The sequence below is a fragment of the Pseudomonas sp. NFACC37-1 genome (assembly GCF_900101575.1).
GTDB lineage: Bacteria > Pseudomonadota > Gammaproteobacteria > Pseudomonadales > Pseudomonadaceae > Aquipseudomonas > Aquipseudomonas fluorescens_AA.
Genome location: NZ_FMUZ01000023.1, coordinates 21,222 through 36,133, shown reverse-complemented (window position 1 = coordinate 36,133; position 14,912 = coordinate 21,222). Strand labels below are relative to the sequence as shown.

Annotated in this window: 15 protein-coding genes and 1 riboswitch; of the genes, 4 read left to right on the top strand and 11 right to left on the bottom strand. The window is 62.5% G+C overall.

Annotation, left to right across the window (positions count from 1 at the left end; translation table 11 throughout):
• Positions 1-211 precede the first annotated feature (211 nt).
• The 5 genes from BLP82_RS21135 to BLP82_RS21115 are packed head-to-tail and all read right to left on the bottom strand — an operon-like array spanning position 212 to position 4,287.
• Positions 212-853: an urea amidolyase associated protein UAAP2 gene (locus tag BLP82_RS21135; protein WP_042732480.1), complete on the bottom strand. Its 642-nt coding sequence runs from the start codon at positions 851-853 to the stop codon at positions 212-214.
• A gap of 11 nt (positions 854-864) precedes the next feature.
• Entirely contained in the window at positions 865-1,590 is a 726-nt protein-coding gene (locus BLP82_RS21130) for an urea amidolyase associated protein UAAP1 (protein ID WP_092172564.1), read from the bottom strand.
• Positions 1,591-1,603: 13 nt separating this feature from the next.
• Positions 1,604-2,392 carry an ABC transporter ATP-binding protein gene (locus BLP82_RS21125; protein ID WP_092172561.1) on the bottom strand — a complete coding sequence of 263 codons (789 nt, stop codon included), beginning with the start codon at positions 2,390-2,392 and terminating at the stop codon, positions 1,604-1,606.
• Complete coding sequence (locus BLP82_RS21120; RefSeq protein ID WP_060738777.1) at positions 2,389-3,204, bottom strand: ABC transporter permease; 816 nt, start codon at positions 3,202-3,204, stop codon at positions 2,389-2,391. The genes BLP82_RS21125 and BLP82_RS21120 overlap by 4 nt, the downstream gene beginning before the upstream one ends.
• A gap of 15 nt (positions 3,205-3,219) precedes the next feature.
• A complete protein-coding gene (locus tag BLP82_RS21115; protein WP_092172558.1) occupies positions 3,220-4,287 on the bottom strand; it encodes a putative urea ABC transporter substrate-binding protein in 1,068 nt (355 codons plus the stop codon).
• A gap of 60 nt (positions 4,288-4,347) precedes the next feature.
• A riboswitch (guanidine-I (ykkC/yxkD leader) is annotated at positions 4,348-4,449 on the bottom strand.
• A gap of 305 nt (positions 4,450-4,754) precedes the next feature.
• Here BLP82_RS21115 and BLP82_RS21110 point away from each other — a divergent pair.
• Positions 4,755-5,144, top strand: coding sequence for a hypothetical protein (locus BLP82_RS21110; protein ID WP_092172555.1), 390 nt, complete (start codon positions 4,755-4,757; stop codon positions 5,142-5,144).
• A 169-nt stretch (positions 5,145-5,313) separates the two neighbouring features.
• Here the strand turns inward: BLP82_RS21110 and BLP82_RS21105 are convergent, their stop codons facing one another.
• Positions 5,314-6,426, bottom strand: coding sequence for an enoyl-CoA hydratase/isomerase family protein (locus BLP82_RS21105; protein ID WP_092172552.1), 1,113 nt, complete (start codon positions 6,424-6,426; stop codon positions 5,314-5,316).
• 131 nt (positions 6,427-6,557) lie between these two features.
• Between BLP82_RS21105 and ung the strand changes: the two genes are divergently transcribed.
• Entirely contained in the window at positions 6,558-7,250 is a 693-nt protein-coding gene (gene ung, locus BLP82_RS21100) for a uracil-DNA glycosylase (protein WP_092172549.1), read from the top strand.
• 107 nt (positions 7,251-7,357) lie between these two features.
• Here ung and BLP82_RS21095 read toward each other — a convergent pair whose 3' ends face one another.
• Genes BLP82_RS21095 through BLP82_RS21080 form a run of 4 tightly spaced genes read right to left on the bottom strand, consistent with a single transcriptional unit; the run spans position 7,358 to position 11,410 of the window.
• Positions 7,358-8,386 carry an AbrB family transcriptional regulator gene (locus tag BLP82_RS21095; RefSeq protein ID WP_092172546.1) on the bottom strand — a complete coding sequence of 343 codons (1,029 nt, stop codon included), beginning with the start codon at positions 8,384-8,386 and terminating at the stop codon, positions 7,358-7,360.
• The gene (locus BLP82_RS21090) at positions 8,379-9,893 is read right to left on the bottom strand and encodes a tripartite tricarboxylate transporter permease (protein WP_060738772.1); all 1,515 of its coding nucleotides are present in this window, start codon (positions 9,891-9,893) and stop codon (positions 8,379-8,381) included. The genes BLP82_RS21095 and BLP82_RS21090 overlap by 8 nt, the downstream gene beginning before the upstream one ends.
• 1 nt (position 9,894) lies before the next feature.
• Positions 9,895-10,356: a tripartite tricarboxylate transporter TctB family protein gene (locus tag BLP82_RS21085; RefSeq protein WP_060738771.1), complete on the bottom strand. Its 462-nt coding sequence runs from the start codon at positions 10,354-10,356 to the stop codon at positions 9,895-9,897.
• 55 nt (positions 10,357-10,411) lie between these two features.
• The gene (locus BLP82_RS21080) at positions 10,412-11,410 is read right to left on the bottom strand and encodes a Bug family tripartite tricarboxylate transporter substrate binding protein (RefSeq protein ID WP_170842357.1); all 999 of its coding nucleotides are present in this window, start codon (positions 11,408-11,410) and stop codon (positions 10,412-10,414) included.
• A gap of 450 nt (positions 11,411-11,860) precedes the next feature.
• Between BLP82_RS21080 and BLP82_RS21075 the strand changes: the two genes are divergently transcribed.
• Both BLP82_RS21075 and BLP82_RS21070 read left to right on the top strand, forming a co-directional pair.
• Positions 11,861-12,532 carry a response regulator gene (locus BLP82_RS21075; RefSeq protein ID WP_092172540.1) on the top strand — a complete coding sequence of 224 codons (672 nt, stop codon included), beginning with the start codon at positions 11,861-11,863 and terminating at the stop codon, positions 12,530-12,532.
• A complete protein-coding gene (locus tag BLP82_RS21070) occupies positions 12,525-13,916 on the top strand; it encodes a sensor histidine kinase (protein ID WP_092172537.1) in 1,392 nt (463 codons plus the stop codon). The genes BLP82_RS21075 and BLP82_RS21070 overlap by 8 nt, the downstream gene beginning before the upstream one ends.
• 171 nt (positions 13,917-14,087) lie before the next feature.
• On the opposite strand, the gene BLP82_RS21065 is transcribed toward BLP82_RS21070, so the two are convergent.
• Positions 14,088-14,909: an HDOD domain-containing protein gene (locus BLP82_RS21065; RefSeq protein WP_092172534.1), complete on the bottom strand. Its 822-nt coding sequence runs from the start codon at positions 14,907-14,909 to the stop codon at positions 14,088-14,090.
• Positions 14,910-14,912 lie beyond the last annotated feature (3 nt).

The window sequence follows — 14,912 nt, the reverse complement described above, 5'->3', positions numbered from 1 at the left end:
AAGTTCAAAAGCACCATTGATACCTGTGGGAGCGGGCTTGCTCGCGAAGACATCGGCACATCCGACATCGCCGCCAACTGACCCACCGCTTTCGCGAGCAAGCCCGCTCCCACAGGGCATTGAGGGTGTTCATGAATCTGTGTTTATTTGATGCACTGCCCCGACCGGCTCTGGCACAACGCAAACAGCCAGCGACGCAAGCGGATGAGTTTCAGTTCCATATCAAAAGCTCCGCAGGCGTGGGGTTATAGGCGTTGCAGGGGTTATTCAGTTGCGGGCAGTTGGAGATCAGCACGATCACGTCCATCTCGGCCCGCAGGTCGACGTATTTGCCTGGCGCCGAGATCCCGTCTTCGAAGGTCAGGCCGCCGTCGGCGGTGACCGGCACGTTCATGAAGAAGTTGATGTTCGGCCCGATATCGCCCTTGCCCAGGCGACCATCGTGGGCGCAGGCCCGCAGGTAATTGTCACGGCAGCTGTGCATGTAGCGTTTTTCCAGGGCGTAGCGCACGGTGTTGCTTTCCTGGGCGCAGGCGCCGCCGAGGGTGTCGTGGCGTCCACAGGTGTCTTCGACGATGGTCAGCATCGGGTGGCCGAGGTTCGAATAGAGCACGCTGCCGGTGCTCAAATAAACGCTGTTTTGCCGACGCAGTGTGCGCTGTACGTCGTAGCGTTCCTTGGGGTTGGCCAGGCTGTAGAACAGCGTATCGACCGCCTGGTTGCCTTCCAGGTCGAGGATGCGCAAGGTCTGGCCCGCCTTGACCTCCACCAGCCAGGGTTCCCCGGCGGGAATCGTGGCACGGTAGACGGCGGTATCGGGTTGCTTGTGTGCGGTGGCGATGGCGAGTGACATGGCAGCGATCCTCAGGCGAACAGGCGGTCGGTGTTGATAAAGCCGCGCTGGTTTTCCGGGCGCGAAAGGCGGCAGTGCTCGGCGACGCTGGCGTCGGCATTCATCCAGCTGAGCTTGATCGGTTGCGGGGCGTATTGCGGGTTCGGGTCCATCGGGTGTTGCAGCGCGGTCAGCACCACCAGGGTGTCCATCGGCGCGTACAGCTCGATGTAGTCGCCGGTCAGGGAATTGCCCTCCACGAAGTGAAAGCTTCCCGCCTCATCGACATCGACCCGGCTGAACAGGTTGAGGGTCATCAGCAGGTCGGACAGGCCCAGGCCCCATTTGCCCAGTTCCACCAACAGGTTGTCGGTGCCGTTGCGAAAGAAGCCGTTGCGCAGTTCCTGGTAGCGGCCCTGACCGTATTTTTGCGCGACTTCCTCGGCGCAGAGCACGCCGCCCAGGCTGTCGCTCCAGCCACAGGTGTCGGCGGTGATGGCCGCCAGCACCCGGCCCATGTCCGAGTAGAGGCAGTGGCCGGCGGTGAGCTTGGCGGTGTGTTGGCATTTGAGGCTATCAGGCAGGTTCAGGCGTTCGGTTTTCTCGTTGGCATTGAGTAGCGTCAGGCTCACGTTGGCCCCGCCGCGCAGATCGGTCAGGCGCAGCAGCTGGCCGCGCTTGAGCACGAACGAGCGGTGGCCGCCGCCGGGCAGCAGTTCTTCGGCGAAGGGCGCAAACAAGCGGGTCGAGTCGGGCATGGAAAAACTCCTTTCAAGCGATACGCAATGTGCCGGCCAGTTCGGCGGGCAGGGCGTCGACGGCGGCACGGACGGTGCGGCGGTCGCTGTTCAATGGAATGTCGTAGGTGATGCGTGCGCCATAGGCGCCAGGGGCGTGGGGATCGACACGGACTTTGTCGAACACCAGCAGGCGCGTGCCGAGGCTGAAACCTTCGGACAGGTCATGGGTGACCATGAACACCGTCAGGCGGGTTTCGCGCCACAACGCCAGCAACAAGGCGTGCATGTCTTTTCGAATGCCCGGGTCGAGGGCGCCGAAGGGTTCGTCCAGCAGCAGGACCCGCGGCTTCATGATCAGTGCCTGGGCGATGGCCAGTCGCTGCTGCATACCCCCGGACAGTTGCGCCGGGTATTTATCCAGCGCATGGCCCAGGCCGACCTTGTCCAGCAGTTGCGCGGCTTCTTCCCGGGCCTGGCGCTTGGCGCCGCCGAACAGGCGGCCCAGCAGCGGCGAGCGCGGCAGTTCCAGGCCCAGGGCCACGTTGTCCAGCACGGTCAGGTGCGGGAACACCGAGTAACGCTGGAACACCACGCCCCGGCTGGCATCCGGCTCGCCGGCCAAGGGTTCGCCGTCCAGGAGAATCTGTCCGCGACTGGCGCGCTCCTGGCCCAGCAGCAAGCGCAGGAAGGTCGACTTGCCGCAACCCGACGCCCCCACCAGGGTGCAGAACTCACCCTCGGCGACCTCCAGGTTCAAGCGCTCAAGCACCACCTGATCGGCGTACTGCTGCCAGACGTTGTTCACAGTAATGAAGCTCATGCCTTTGCTCCCTCATACCAGGGGAACGCTTGCCGGGTCAGGCGCTTGAGGCCCCAGTCCATCAGCCAGGCGAGCAGGGTGATCCACACCACGTACGGCAAGATCACGTCCATCGCCAGGTAACGGCGCACCAGGAAAATCCGATAGCCCAGCCCATCGGTAGAGGCGATGGCTTCGGCGGCGATCAGAAACAGCCAGGCCGAACCGAGCATCAGTCGCAGGGAAATCAACAGGCGCGGCAGCAGTTGCGGCAGCACCACCCGCAGCATCAGGGTCCAGGTCGAAGCGCCGAGGGTCTGGGCCTTGATCAGCAGCTCGGGCGGAATTTCCCGGGCGCGCTGTTCCAGGTCCCGGGCCAGGCACGGTGTGATGCCGATGACGATCAGCATCACTTTCGACAACTCTCCCAGGCCGAAGACAATGAACAGGATCGGCAGGATAGCCAGCGGTGGCACCATCGACACCACGGTGAGCAGCGGCGATAACGGCGCACCCAACAGCGGCAACGTGCCGGCGGCAATGCCCAGGCACAGTCCGGCCAGGGCGCTGATGCCCAGGCCGATGGCCAACCGGCGCAGGCTTGAGGCGGTGTCCTGCCAGAGCAGGTATTCACCGCTGCGGGCGTCAGCGGTGAAGGCCAGGCGCTTGACCGCATCGGCCATCTGCACGGCGCTGGGCAGCAGCTTGTCGTTGGGGTTGTCCGTCAACCGTTCGGCCGAGCCCATGAAGTAGGCGAACAACACCAGCGCGAAGGGCAGGATCACCAGCAACAAGCGGCTGGGACGATCCGGGTAGCGGTTGATCAGGCGCATGCCAGGTCCTCCGGTTTACAGCTTGGCGTCGGCGGCCAGCTGTACGTAGGTCGGGTCAAAGCGCAGCTTGAGATTGGCCTTGTCGCCGCGGGTCACGCCATTGGCGAAGGCCATGCCGACTGCGTCGGCGTCCTTGGCGCCTTCGCCCAGCAAGCCGTGCTGGAACGAGAATTCGGCCACCTTGCCCATGGTGGCGGGCAGTTGTTCGCTGGTGGCGAAACCGAGAGCTTCTTTGGGCGTGGCGAACAACTTGGTGGTGTCCAGTTGCGACTGGAAACCTTTGAGGTCGGTGCCCGAGGCTTTGGCCATGTGTTCCAACGCGGCCTGGCTGGCTGGGTTTTTCGCATTCATCAGCGCCACCACTTCGAACCAGGCGCCGGTCAACGCTTTGCCTAGGGCCGGGTTGTCCTGCAGGGTCTGGGTGTTGACCACCATCATGTCCATGATCTCGCCAGGGACCTGGCTGGAGTTGAACACTTCGCTCACGCCGGGCTGGGCCTTGATGTCCGAGAGCATCGGGTTCCACGTGGTGACGGCCTTGACCTGATCGGTGTTGAACGCGGCGGAGATGTCGGCGTCGGAGGTGTTGACGACTTTCAGGTCTTTTTCGGCGAGGCCTACCGAATCCAGGGCGCGGGCCAGCAGGTAATGGGACACCGACAGTTCCACCAGATTGACGTCCATGCCCTTGAGGTCGGCCACTTTCTTGCCTTCACCCTTGAGGACGATGCCGTCGTTGCCGTTGGAGAAATCGCTGACGATCAGCGCGGTGCTGTCCACGCCACCGGCGGCGGGAATGGTCAGGGCGTCCATGTTGGTCATGGTGCAGCCGTCGAACTGACCGGCGGTGTACTGATTGATGGATTCAACGTAATCGTTGAGCTGCACGATATCGATCTTGATGCCGTATTTTTTCGCCCATTTGTCGACGATGCCTTGGCTGCCGGCGTATTCCCAGGGCATCCAGCCGGCGTAAATGGTCCAGCAGACGCTGAAGTGGTCTTTTTGTGCGGCGGCGGATGAAAAGCTCACGAGGGCCGAGAGGGCGGCGAGGATCAGGGCGGACAGACGAAGCTTGAGCATGGTGGTTCTCCAGTTGATCAAGGGCGGACAGGAGCAACGCGGCACCGCGAACGGTGGCTTGTCTCCCGGGCTTTTGTCCCGCCGTGTAACCTCAACTGGAGGTCGCCAACTCTCGGACCAGCCACTCGCCAGAAGCGAGCCGGAACCCTAGTCAGCCATTGCAAATTGTGGTGCCGCGAACCTGTGATGACTCCTGCACGGAGTTTGTTAAAGCGAGAGCCGTGCCAAGTCCGCTGAAGGCCCGGGCCAGAGAGGGCGGGGGGTGGAAAGGGATGAGAGAGTATGGATTTATGCCAGGTTGTGGTGCCGCGGCGCACTGTAAGGGGGCAAAGCGCTACATGTTTCTAGTTATTGCTAGGTCGCACCAGATTCCGATTTCGCTGTCAGATTAATCGTCAGTCACCCAATAGATGACTGCCGCCCCTCAGCGTCGCTGATGTGGCTCATTCGCGGTCCAGGAGGCCGCCATGTATCGACGACTGCTCCTCATTGCGTTTCTCGGTTTGACTCTTTCGGCATGCGTGCCTTATTACGACGGAGACTCGAGCTACTACCGTTCCGAGGTCTACACCTCACCGGCACCGGTCTACTACGGTGGCGGGAGCTACTATTCGGCACCGCGTGGTTATTACGCCCCGCGGTATTACCAACCGGCGCCACGCTATTACTCGCCGCCGCGCTACTACCAGCAAGGCCCACGCTATTACTCGCCACCACGAGCGGCGTATCGGCCTTATCCACATCGGGGTGGCTGGGACGGCCGTGACCGGGGCGGTTGGAATGATGACCGACGGGGTCGAGGCGGGCGTGACCATCGGGGACGCGGTGGTCATGACGGAAGGGGCGGTCACCGCTGATTCCAGGCAACAGAAAGCGGCGCATAAAGCGCCGCTTTTTTGTGCCTGCCATAAAACGACCTGTGGGAGCGGGCTTGCCCGCGAAGGCGGCGGCACATTCAACATTGATGCAAGCTGCTCCATTGCTTTCGCGAGCAAGCCCGCTCCCACAGGAGATCATTCAGGCCATTCACTCGTTGGACAAATCCGCCAACGGATGCCGCCCTTCCCACGCCTTGTGAAAGTGCGCCTCGACCGCCGCTTCAGGCACATGGTTGATGTCCGGCCAATGCCAGCGCGGCTTGTGATCCTTGTCGATCAATCGCGCCCGCACGCCTTCGCTGAATTCCGGATGACGGCAGCAGTTGAGGCTCAAGGTGTATTCCATCCGGAACACGCCGGCCAGGGACAAATGCCGAGCCCGGGCGATCTGCTCCCAGACCAGATGAGCGGTCAACGGCGAGCCTTCGGTCATGGTCTTGGCGGCCCGGGCGATCAGGGGATCAGGGTGCTCCACCAACAGGCTGAGGGCTTTCCAGGCGCAGCGCACATCGCTGACATCCAGCCACTCATCGATTTTCGGCCGCCGCGGCAGCCATTGGGCTTCGGGCAGTTGTGCGACGGCTTCCTGCTGCAAGGCCTTGAGCAGGCTGTTGAGTTGCATTTCGGTCTGCTCCTGCCAGTTGAGTTGCAGCAGGCCTTCGATCAGGTCGTCCTGTTGTTCATCCAGCAAGAAGCGGTCGGCCAGGCCCAGGTCGATGGCGTCCCGGGCATTCATGTGAGCGCCGGTCAGGCCGAGAAACAGCCCGAGCTTGCCGGGCAAGCGTGACAAGAACCAACTGGCGCCGACATCCGGGTACAGGCCGATGCTGATTTCCGGCATGGCCAGGCGGCTGCTTGGCGTGACGATGCGGGTACTGGCGCCTTGCAGCAGCCCCATGCCGCCGCCCAGTACATAACCGTGGCCCCAGCACAGCAAGGGTTTGGGGTAGGTGTGCAGGTTGAAGTCCAAGCGGTATTCCGCCGCGAAGAATTGTGCCGCCAACGGCGGTACTTCGCCGGGATGAGCGCGGCAGGCCTCCACCAGGCTGCGCACTTCACCGCCAGCGCAGAAGGCCTTGGCGCCATTGCCACGCAACAGCACACAAACGACCTGCGGTTCCCGAGCCCAGGCATCGAGGCGATCACGCAACGCGTTGATCATCGGCAAGGACAGGGCGTTCAGGGATTTTTCGGCATCCAGGGTGGCGATGCCGATGCGGGCACCGTCGATGCCGGTGAGCTCTTCGAAGTGCAAATTCATCGTGACCTCGATCAGAAATTTGAATGTTCAGTATGACCGCTATGTAGGAAAGTGCCGGTTCTGCGTCAGATCAATTGACAAGCCCTGTAGGCTTTCCTAGGGTGCGCCCATTGTTTTTACCGGATGCAACCATGACTGCTGACGACCGTATCAAACTCGAACCGAGCTGGAAGCAGGCACTGCGTGCCGAGTTCGACCAGCCCTACATGGCGGAGTTGCGTGAGTTCCTACGCAGTGAATACGCCGCTGGCAAGGAGATCTATCCGCCGGCCCCACTGATTTTCAACGCCCTCAATTCCACGCCGCTGGATAAGGTCAAGGTGGTGATTCTCGGCCAGGATCCTTACCACGGTCCAGGCCAGGCCCATGGCTTGTGCTTCTCGGTTCAGCCGGGCGTGCCGACACCGCCGTCCCTGGTGAACATCTACAAGGAATTGAAGCGCGACCTGAACATCGACATCCCGAATCACGGCTACCTGCAAAGCTGGGCCGACCAGGGCGTATTGCTGCTCAACACGACCCTGACCGTGGAGCGCGCCAACGCCAACGCCCACGCCAAAAAAGGTTGGCAGCACTTTACCGACAGGATCATTGAAGTCGTCAGCGAACACCAGCCGCACTTGGTGTTCCTGTTGTGGGGGGCTCATGCCCAGAGCAAGCAGAAGCTGATCGATGCGACCAAGCATTTGGTGCTGACTTCGGTCCACCCGTCACCGCTGTCTGCCCACCGAGGTTTCATCGGCTGCGGGCACTTCAGCCGGACCAACAAGTTTCTCCAGCAGCAGGGCGAGACGCCGATCGATTGGCGGTTGCCGCCGCTTTAATGGCCGGTGACCCATGTAGGAGCTGGCGCAGCCTGCGATCTTTTCACTGCCAGTTGAATCTCAAATGAAAGATCAAAGGGTCGCAGCCTTCGGCAGCTCCTACAGGGTTATGGCCGTCGCATCCAATACCTGAACAACGGCTCCGCCAGAAACAGCACGAACAGCAACCGCATCACCTGCAACGCTGTCACCAATGGCACCGACAGTTGCAATGTCTCCGCCGTCAGGCTCATTTCCGCGATGCCGCCGGGCATCATGCCCAGCGTCAACGAACGCAGATCCAGATGGGTCAAGGTGCTCAAGCCTAGGGCTGCAAGCGTGGCGATCAGCATCGTCAACACCGTGCCAACCAACGTGCGGCCCATGAACGACGGTGCTCGACGAAAGAACTGCCGGTTGAAATGACAACCCAGCCCGCTGCCGATCAGCCATTGGCCGACCTGGCTGGCGCCGTTGGGCAGGCCGATGTGCAGGTCCCAACCGACGCTCACCGCCGCGCTCACCAGTAACGGCCCGAACAACCAGGGATTGGGTTGGCGCAAGCGCTCCCAGACCCAGGCGAGCAGGGCGCCCGCCGGAAACAGGAGCGCCAGCCACAGCCAGTCCACCGTGGTGGCATGCTGCGCCGGGGGGGCTTCGCCCAGCAGATACTTGAAGGCCGCCGGCACGCACAGCACCACCACCAGCACCCGCAAGCTCTGGCCCGCGGCGACACGGCTCAGGTCCGCGCCGTTGCGGGCACCGAGGTTGACCATTTCACCGGAGCCGCCGGGCATGCTCGAGAAAAACGCGGTAGCACGGTCCTCGCCGGTGCGACGCATCAGCCAGACACTTACCACGCTGGACACGCTGGTGATCAGCGCGCCGAAGAAAATCAGTCCGAAGTGGCTCAGGACCTGTTCCATCACCACAGGGGTGAAGTGCAGGCCGATTCCGATGCCCACCACCCATTGGCCGCATTTGCGGCCGCCGGGGATTTCCGCCAATTGCCACGGCGTCAGGCAGCGCACCAGGATGATCGCCAGCAACGAGCCGACCATCCAGGGCAAAGGCCAGCCGATCAGGCTGGCCAGGTAACCGCCGGCCAGACCGACCAGCGGTGTTCCCCACCATTGTTTGAAAGTCGCTTCAGACATTGGCCAGGGCGCGACGTTGTGCGGCGCGGCGACGCCAGATCCGCAGCAATGGCATGAACAGCATGATCGCCGTCAGGATCCAGCAGCCGAAGGTGATCGGGCTCGACCAGAGGATTTCCAGCGCACCGTTGGAGATCGACAGCGCACGACGCAGGTTCTGCTCCATCAGGCCGCCGAGGATGAAGCCCAGCAGGACCGGCGACAGCGGGAAATCCAGCTTGCGCAGGATGTAGCCGAAGATACCAATGCCGATCATCAGGAACAGGTCGAACGTCGTCGCATGCACCGCATAGACGCCGATGCCGGTGATGATCGCGATGACCGGTACCAATGCCCAGTTCGGCACGGCCAGGATGCGGGTGAAGATGCGGATCATCGGGATATTGAGGATCACCAACATGATATTGGCGACGAACAACGAGGCGATCAGGCCCCAGACAATGTCCGGCTGTTGCTGGAACAGCAGCGGCCCCGGCGTGATGTTGTACAGCGACAGTGCGCCGATCATCACCGCCGTGGTGCCCGAGCCGGGAACACCGAGGGTCAGCATCGGCACCAGCGCCCCGCAGGCTGCGCCGCCAATGGCGGTTTCCGGAGCAGCGAGGCCGCGTTTGTCACCCTGGCCGAACTTGCCACTGGCACCGGCGATGCGCTTCTCGGTCATGTAGGCCACGGCACTGGCCAGGGTCGCCCCGGCACCCGGCAACACGCCCATGATGAAGCCGAGCACGCCGCAACGCAGGTTCACGACGAAGACCGACGCCGCTTCCTTGAAGTTGAACATCATCCGCCCAGTGGCTTCCACCGCTTCCTGGCCGCGATGGGTTTTCTCCAGCAGCAACAGGATTTCGCTGATGGAGAACAACCCCAGCACCAGCACGACGAACTGGATGCCGTCGGTCAGGTGGATGTTGTCACCGGTGAAGCGGTAGACGCCGCTGTTGGCATCGATCCCGACACTGGACAGGAACAGACCGATCAGCGCCGCAATGAACGTCTTGAGCGGTCGGTCGCCGGCCATGCCGCCGAGGCAGACAATGGCGAACACCATCAGGACGAAATATTCCGCCGGTCCGAACGCAATTGCCCATTTGGCCAGTAGCGGCGCGAACAGCACCATGCCGCAGGTGGCGATGAACGCGCCGATGAACGAACTCCACGCCGACAGCGATAACGCCACCCCGGCCAGGCCCTGGCGAGCCATCGGGTAGCCGTCGAGGGTGGTCATCACGGTGGAGGCTTCCCCCGGGATGTTGAGCAGGATCGAGCTGATGCGCCCGCCGTATTCGCAACCCAGGTACACCGCCGCCAACAGGATCAGCGCCGACTCCGGCGGCAGGCCCAGGGCGAAGGCGATCGGGATCAGCAGCGCTACACCGTTGATCGGGCCCAGGCCCGGCAGCAGGCCGACCACCGTGCCGATCAGCGTACCGGTCAAGGCGGTGACGAGGTTGTAGGGGGTCAGTGCAACGCCAAAACCCTGGCCGAGATAATTCAGGGTATCCATATCAATTCTCCAGGACGTCGAGCAGGCCCAGGGGCAGCGGCACGTCCATCAGCTTGTCGAACAACAGATAAAGACCGATGGCCATCAGGCTGATGATCACCACGCTCGGCACCCAGCGCCCGCCATACAGGCGCGCCATCGGCACGCCGATCAGGATGCTGGCGACAATGAAGCCCAGGGGTTCGAAGGTCCCGGCGAATACCAGCAACAGCGCCACACAGATGCCGATCTTCTGCAGGGTTTCACGGTCCAGTTGCGGGTCTTCATCGCTGTGCACGATGGGGGTCGGACGAAACAGCATGTACAACAGCGCCAGGCCCATCAGCCCCAGCATCAGCAAGGGAAAGGCGCGCGGACCGACCGGTTCGTAGGAAAAGGCGGCCTGATAAGGCCAGGCCATCAGCGCGAGGCCGATGCAAACCAGCAGCAGCACCGCGGCAAAAATACGTTGGATGGTGAGCATGACTAACTCCTGGGCGGCGCCGGTGATGCCAGCGCCGCCACGCGAACAGAGACGGTTACTGGATCAGGCCGAACTCTTTGGCCAGCACCTTGTAATCAGCCACTTGCTTCTTGACGTAGGTGTCCAGCTCCGGGCCGGTCATGGCAAACGGGAACAGCTCACGCTGGTCGCGCAGCTTGGCGAACTCTTCGGAAGCCAGCAGCTTGTCGAATGCATCTTTCCACCAGGCGTAGTCTTCATCGCTGACTTTTGGCCCGAGGTAGAAGCCGCGGACCACCGGCCAGACAATGTCATAGCCTTGCTCGCGGGCGGTGGGGATGTTTTTCATCTCCGGCTCGTCGATGCGCTTCTCGGCAAACACCGCCAGCAGGCGCATGTCGCCGCTCTGGATGTGGGGCATGGAGTCGGAAATGTCGGTACTGCCGACCTGGATGTGGCCGCCGAGCAGCGCGGTGGCGATCTCGCCGCCGCCTTCGAGGGCTACGTAACGCAGGTCGCGGGGGTTGATGCCGGCGGCCTTGGCGATCAGGGCGGTCTGCATCCAGTCCTGGCTGCCGACGGTGCCGCCGGAACCGATGACCACCGAGCCCGGATCTTTCTTCAGAGCCTGTACCAGATCGTCGAGGTTCTTGTAGGGCGAATCGCTTTTCACCGCGATGGCGCCATAGCTGGTGCCGACGGCGGCCAACCAACGCACGGCGCTTTCATCGAAACGACCGAACTTGCCCTGGGCCAGGTTCAGCAACGAGCCGCTGGACCAGGCCACTAATGTGCCGGCGTCGGCCGGACGCTGGGCGACCACTGCGTTGTAGGCTACCGCGCCGACGCCGCCGGGCATGTAGGTGACGCGCATTGGCTTGGTCAGCAGTTTCTGGTTGACCAGCGCGCTTTGCACCAGCTTGCACGTCAGGTCGAAGCCGCCGCCAGGGGAAGCCGGGGCGATGCATTCGGGGCGCTTGGGTTCTTTGGACGGATCAGCGGCGAGCAACTGCCCGGCGAACATCAGGCATCCGGCGGCCAAGGCTACTTTACGCAGTGATAGGTTCATCGTTATCTCCACAGGAGTTGTTGTTGTGTGTGGTGCAAATTTGGTGTCGATGGGTTCCCGGCCTGGTCGTCGCTGATAGCGGACGCAGGTTGTTGCCAGGGAGTTCGGGATTGAAGGCGTAGGAAGACGCTGGACCGAAGAGCGGCGGCATCGGCCACGCAGGTCTGATTGAAGCGGGAAGGGTGAGCAGGCATTGTGGCCTGGAGCTGTAGGGACAGCATGGTGAATACTCCGCTTTTATTGTTCTTATTTGGCGAAAACGCTTCGAGGCGTTTTTCGTTCGCGATGTGCGTCGCGACGGTCAGTCGAAACCATCCGTGGGAGGACTCTAGCGGCCCAACCTTTCGCTAACCTTTCAAAAGCTTTCAACGTGTTTTTGGCTTCACAGTGGCGGATGCGGCTGTAAACTCCGCGCCAAAGAATGGCGTCGACCATCCCTGAATCGAGGAATAACCCATGCGTGTTCTGCTCGTCGAAGACCATCTGCAGCTCGCCGAAAGCGTTGCCCAGGCGCTCAAGAGCACCGGTTTGACCGTGGACGTGCTGCACGACGGCGTCGCGGCCGACCTGGCCTTGAGCAGTGAGGAATACGCCGTGGCGGTGCTCGATGTCGGGCTGCCGCGCATGGACGGTTTCGAGGTGCTGGCGCGCCTGCGGGCTCGCGGCAAGACTTTGCCAGTGCTGATGTTGACCGCCCGCAGCGACGTCAAGGACCGCGTCCACGGCCTCAACCTCGGTGCCGACGACTACCTGGCCAAGCCATTCGAGCTCACTGAACTGGAGGCCCGGGTCAAGGCCCTGTTGCGCCGCAGCGTACTGGGCGGCGAACGCCAGCAGCGCTGCGGCGGGCTGGTCTATGACCTGGACACCCGCCGTTTTACCCTCGACGATGAATTGCTGACCCTGACATCCCGTGAGCAAGCGGTGCTGGAAGCGTTGATTGCCCGGCCGGGGCGGGTGATGAGCAAGGAGCAACTGGCGTCCCAGGTGTTCGGCCTGGACGAAGAAGCCAGCCCGGACGCCATCGAAATCTACGTCCATCGCCTGCGCAAGAAACTCGACGGCCATGCGGTCGCGATCGTAACGTTCCGCGGCTTGGGCTACCTGCTGGAAAACCGCAATGCATAAGCCCGACAGCCTGCGCTGGCGGCTGCTCTGGAACCTGGCGTTGCTGTTGGTGGTGCTGATGCTCGCCAGCGGCCTGAGCGCCTACTGGAACGGCCGCGAAGCGGCGGACACCGCCTATGACCGGACTCTTCTGGCCTCGGCCCGGACCATCGCCGCGGGCCTGTCCCAGCGCGACGGCAGCCTCAGCGCGGATGTGCCCTACGTGGCCCTGGACACCTTTGCCTACGACAGTGCCGGGCGCATTTATTACCAAGTCAATGACATCGACAAGAAGTTGATCTCCGGCTACGAAAACCTTCCCGGTCCGCCGCCCGGAACACCCCGCACGGACGATTACCCGGCCCTGGCGCGCTTCTATAACGCCCAATACCAGGGGCAGAGCGTGCGGGTGGTGAGCCTGCTCAAGGCGGTGAGCGAGCCGAACATGAATGGCATGGCGGAAATTCGTGTGGCCGAGACCGAAGAGGCGCGGGTCAGTATGGCCCGTGGCCTGATGGCCGACACGCTGTTGCGCCTGGGCATGCTGGCCGTGGGCGCGCTGCTGTTGGTGTGGTTTGCGGTCAGTGCGGCGTTGCGCCCATTGGAGCGCTTGCGCACGGCAGTGGAGGAGCGCCAGCCGGACGATCTGCGGCCGTTGCCGTTGGTGGAGGTGCAGCACGAATTATGGCCGCTGGTGCGGGCCCTCAACCATTTCACCGAACGCCTGCGCGGACAGTTCGAACGTCAGGCTCAGTTCATCGCCGATGCCGCCCATGAACTGCGTACGCCGCTGGCCGCGCTCAAGGCGCGCCTGGAGCTGGGGTTGCGCGCCAGTGAGCCGGCGACCTGGCGTGAAACCCTGGAGACCGCGGCTCAGGGGACCGATCGATTGACCCACCTGGCCAACCAGTTGCTGTCCCTGGCGCGAGTGGAAAATGGCGCCCGGGCCATTGCCGAGGGCGGCGCACAGTTGCTCGATCTCAGCCAGTTGGCCCGTGAGCTGGGCATGGCCATGGCCCCGCTGGCCCATGCCCGAGGCGTGGCGTTGGCCCTGGAAGCCGACGAGCCGGTATGGCTGCGGGGCGAGCCGACCTTGTTGAACGAGCTGTTGAGCAATCTGGTGGACAACGCCTTGGCCCACACGCCGTCCGGCGGCAACGTGATCCTGCGGGTCACCGCACCGGCGGTCCTGGAAGTCGAGGACGATGGGCCAGGTATTCCCCTGCATGAGCGGGACCGGGTGTTCGAGCGCTTCTATCGGCGCAACCAGCAAGTGGCCGGCTCGGGACTTGGGTTGGCGATCGTCGGCGAAATCTGCCGTGCGCATCTGGCGCAGATCACCTTGCATGACGGGCAGGAACGCGGGCTGAAGGTGCGGGTGAGCTTTATTCCTGGTTCAGATTAAGCCCGCTATTGTGGCGAGGGGATTTATCCCCGCTGGGCTGCGAAGCGGCCCCAACTGGCGATTGCGGCCTGTTCAAACAGACTGCGAGGGGCGCTTCGCGCCCCAGCGGGGATAAATCCCCTCGCCACAGGTCAGCGTCAGATCCAGGTTTCGTGGTTGTCAGCCTGGGACTTAATAGAACATCGACCGCGCTTCTTCGATATCCGCACACCGGGCCTTGTTCTCCGGGTCGATGCCCAGTTTCTTGAAGGCTGGGACGCCGAATACATCAATCTTGCTCAGGGGATGGTTGGTGTCCTTGTAGCAATACAGCGCAGCGACCTGCACCAGGTCGACATAATCGATTTGCTTGGAGTCGCGGTTGAAATCCAGGTACAGCCCCGGCAGCTTCACCAACCGCTCCGGAAATTCCCAGACACTGAGCAATTTGTCCCCCAGCACCGGGTGAATCGTTTCGATGACATGGTTGAGGCTGACCGGGTCCGACAGCAGTTCATTATTGTCCTGTGCATAGGTAAGGATCGGCAGCACGCCGATCTGATGCACCAGCCCACCCAATGCGGCCTGGTCGGGCTTGAGTTGGGTGTAGCCGCGACACAACGCATAGCTGACGCCGGCGATCTCCAGGCTTTTGCGCCAGACTTCGCGCATCTTCAGTTCCACCACCTCGGAACGGGCGTGGAAAATCTGCTCCATCACCAGGCCAATGGCCAAGTTGCTGCTGTAGTTGACGCCCAGTCGAGTGATGGCCGTGTGCAGGTCAGTGACTTCCTGGGTGGCGCGCAGCAGCGGGCTGTTGACCACTTTTATCAGGCGTGCCGAAAGGGCCGTGTCGCGGCCGATCACTTTGCTCAGGTTGCTGACGCTGATTTCCGGGTCTTCGGCGGCCCGGCGAATCTGCATGGCCACTTCCGGTAATGTTGGCAGAACCAGGTCATCGTTATCGATGGCCTGCACCAAATCCCGTTGGACCTTATCCGCCAAATCGCTCATTTC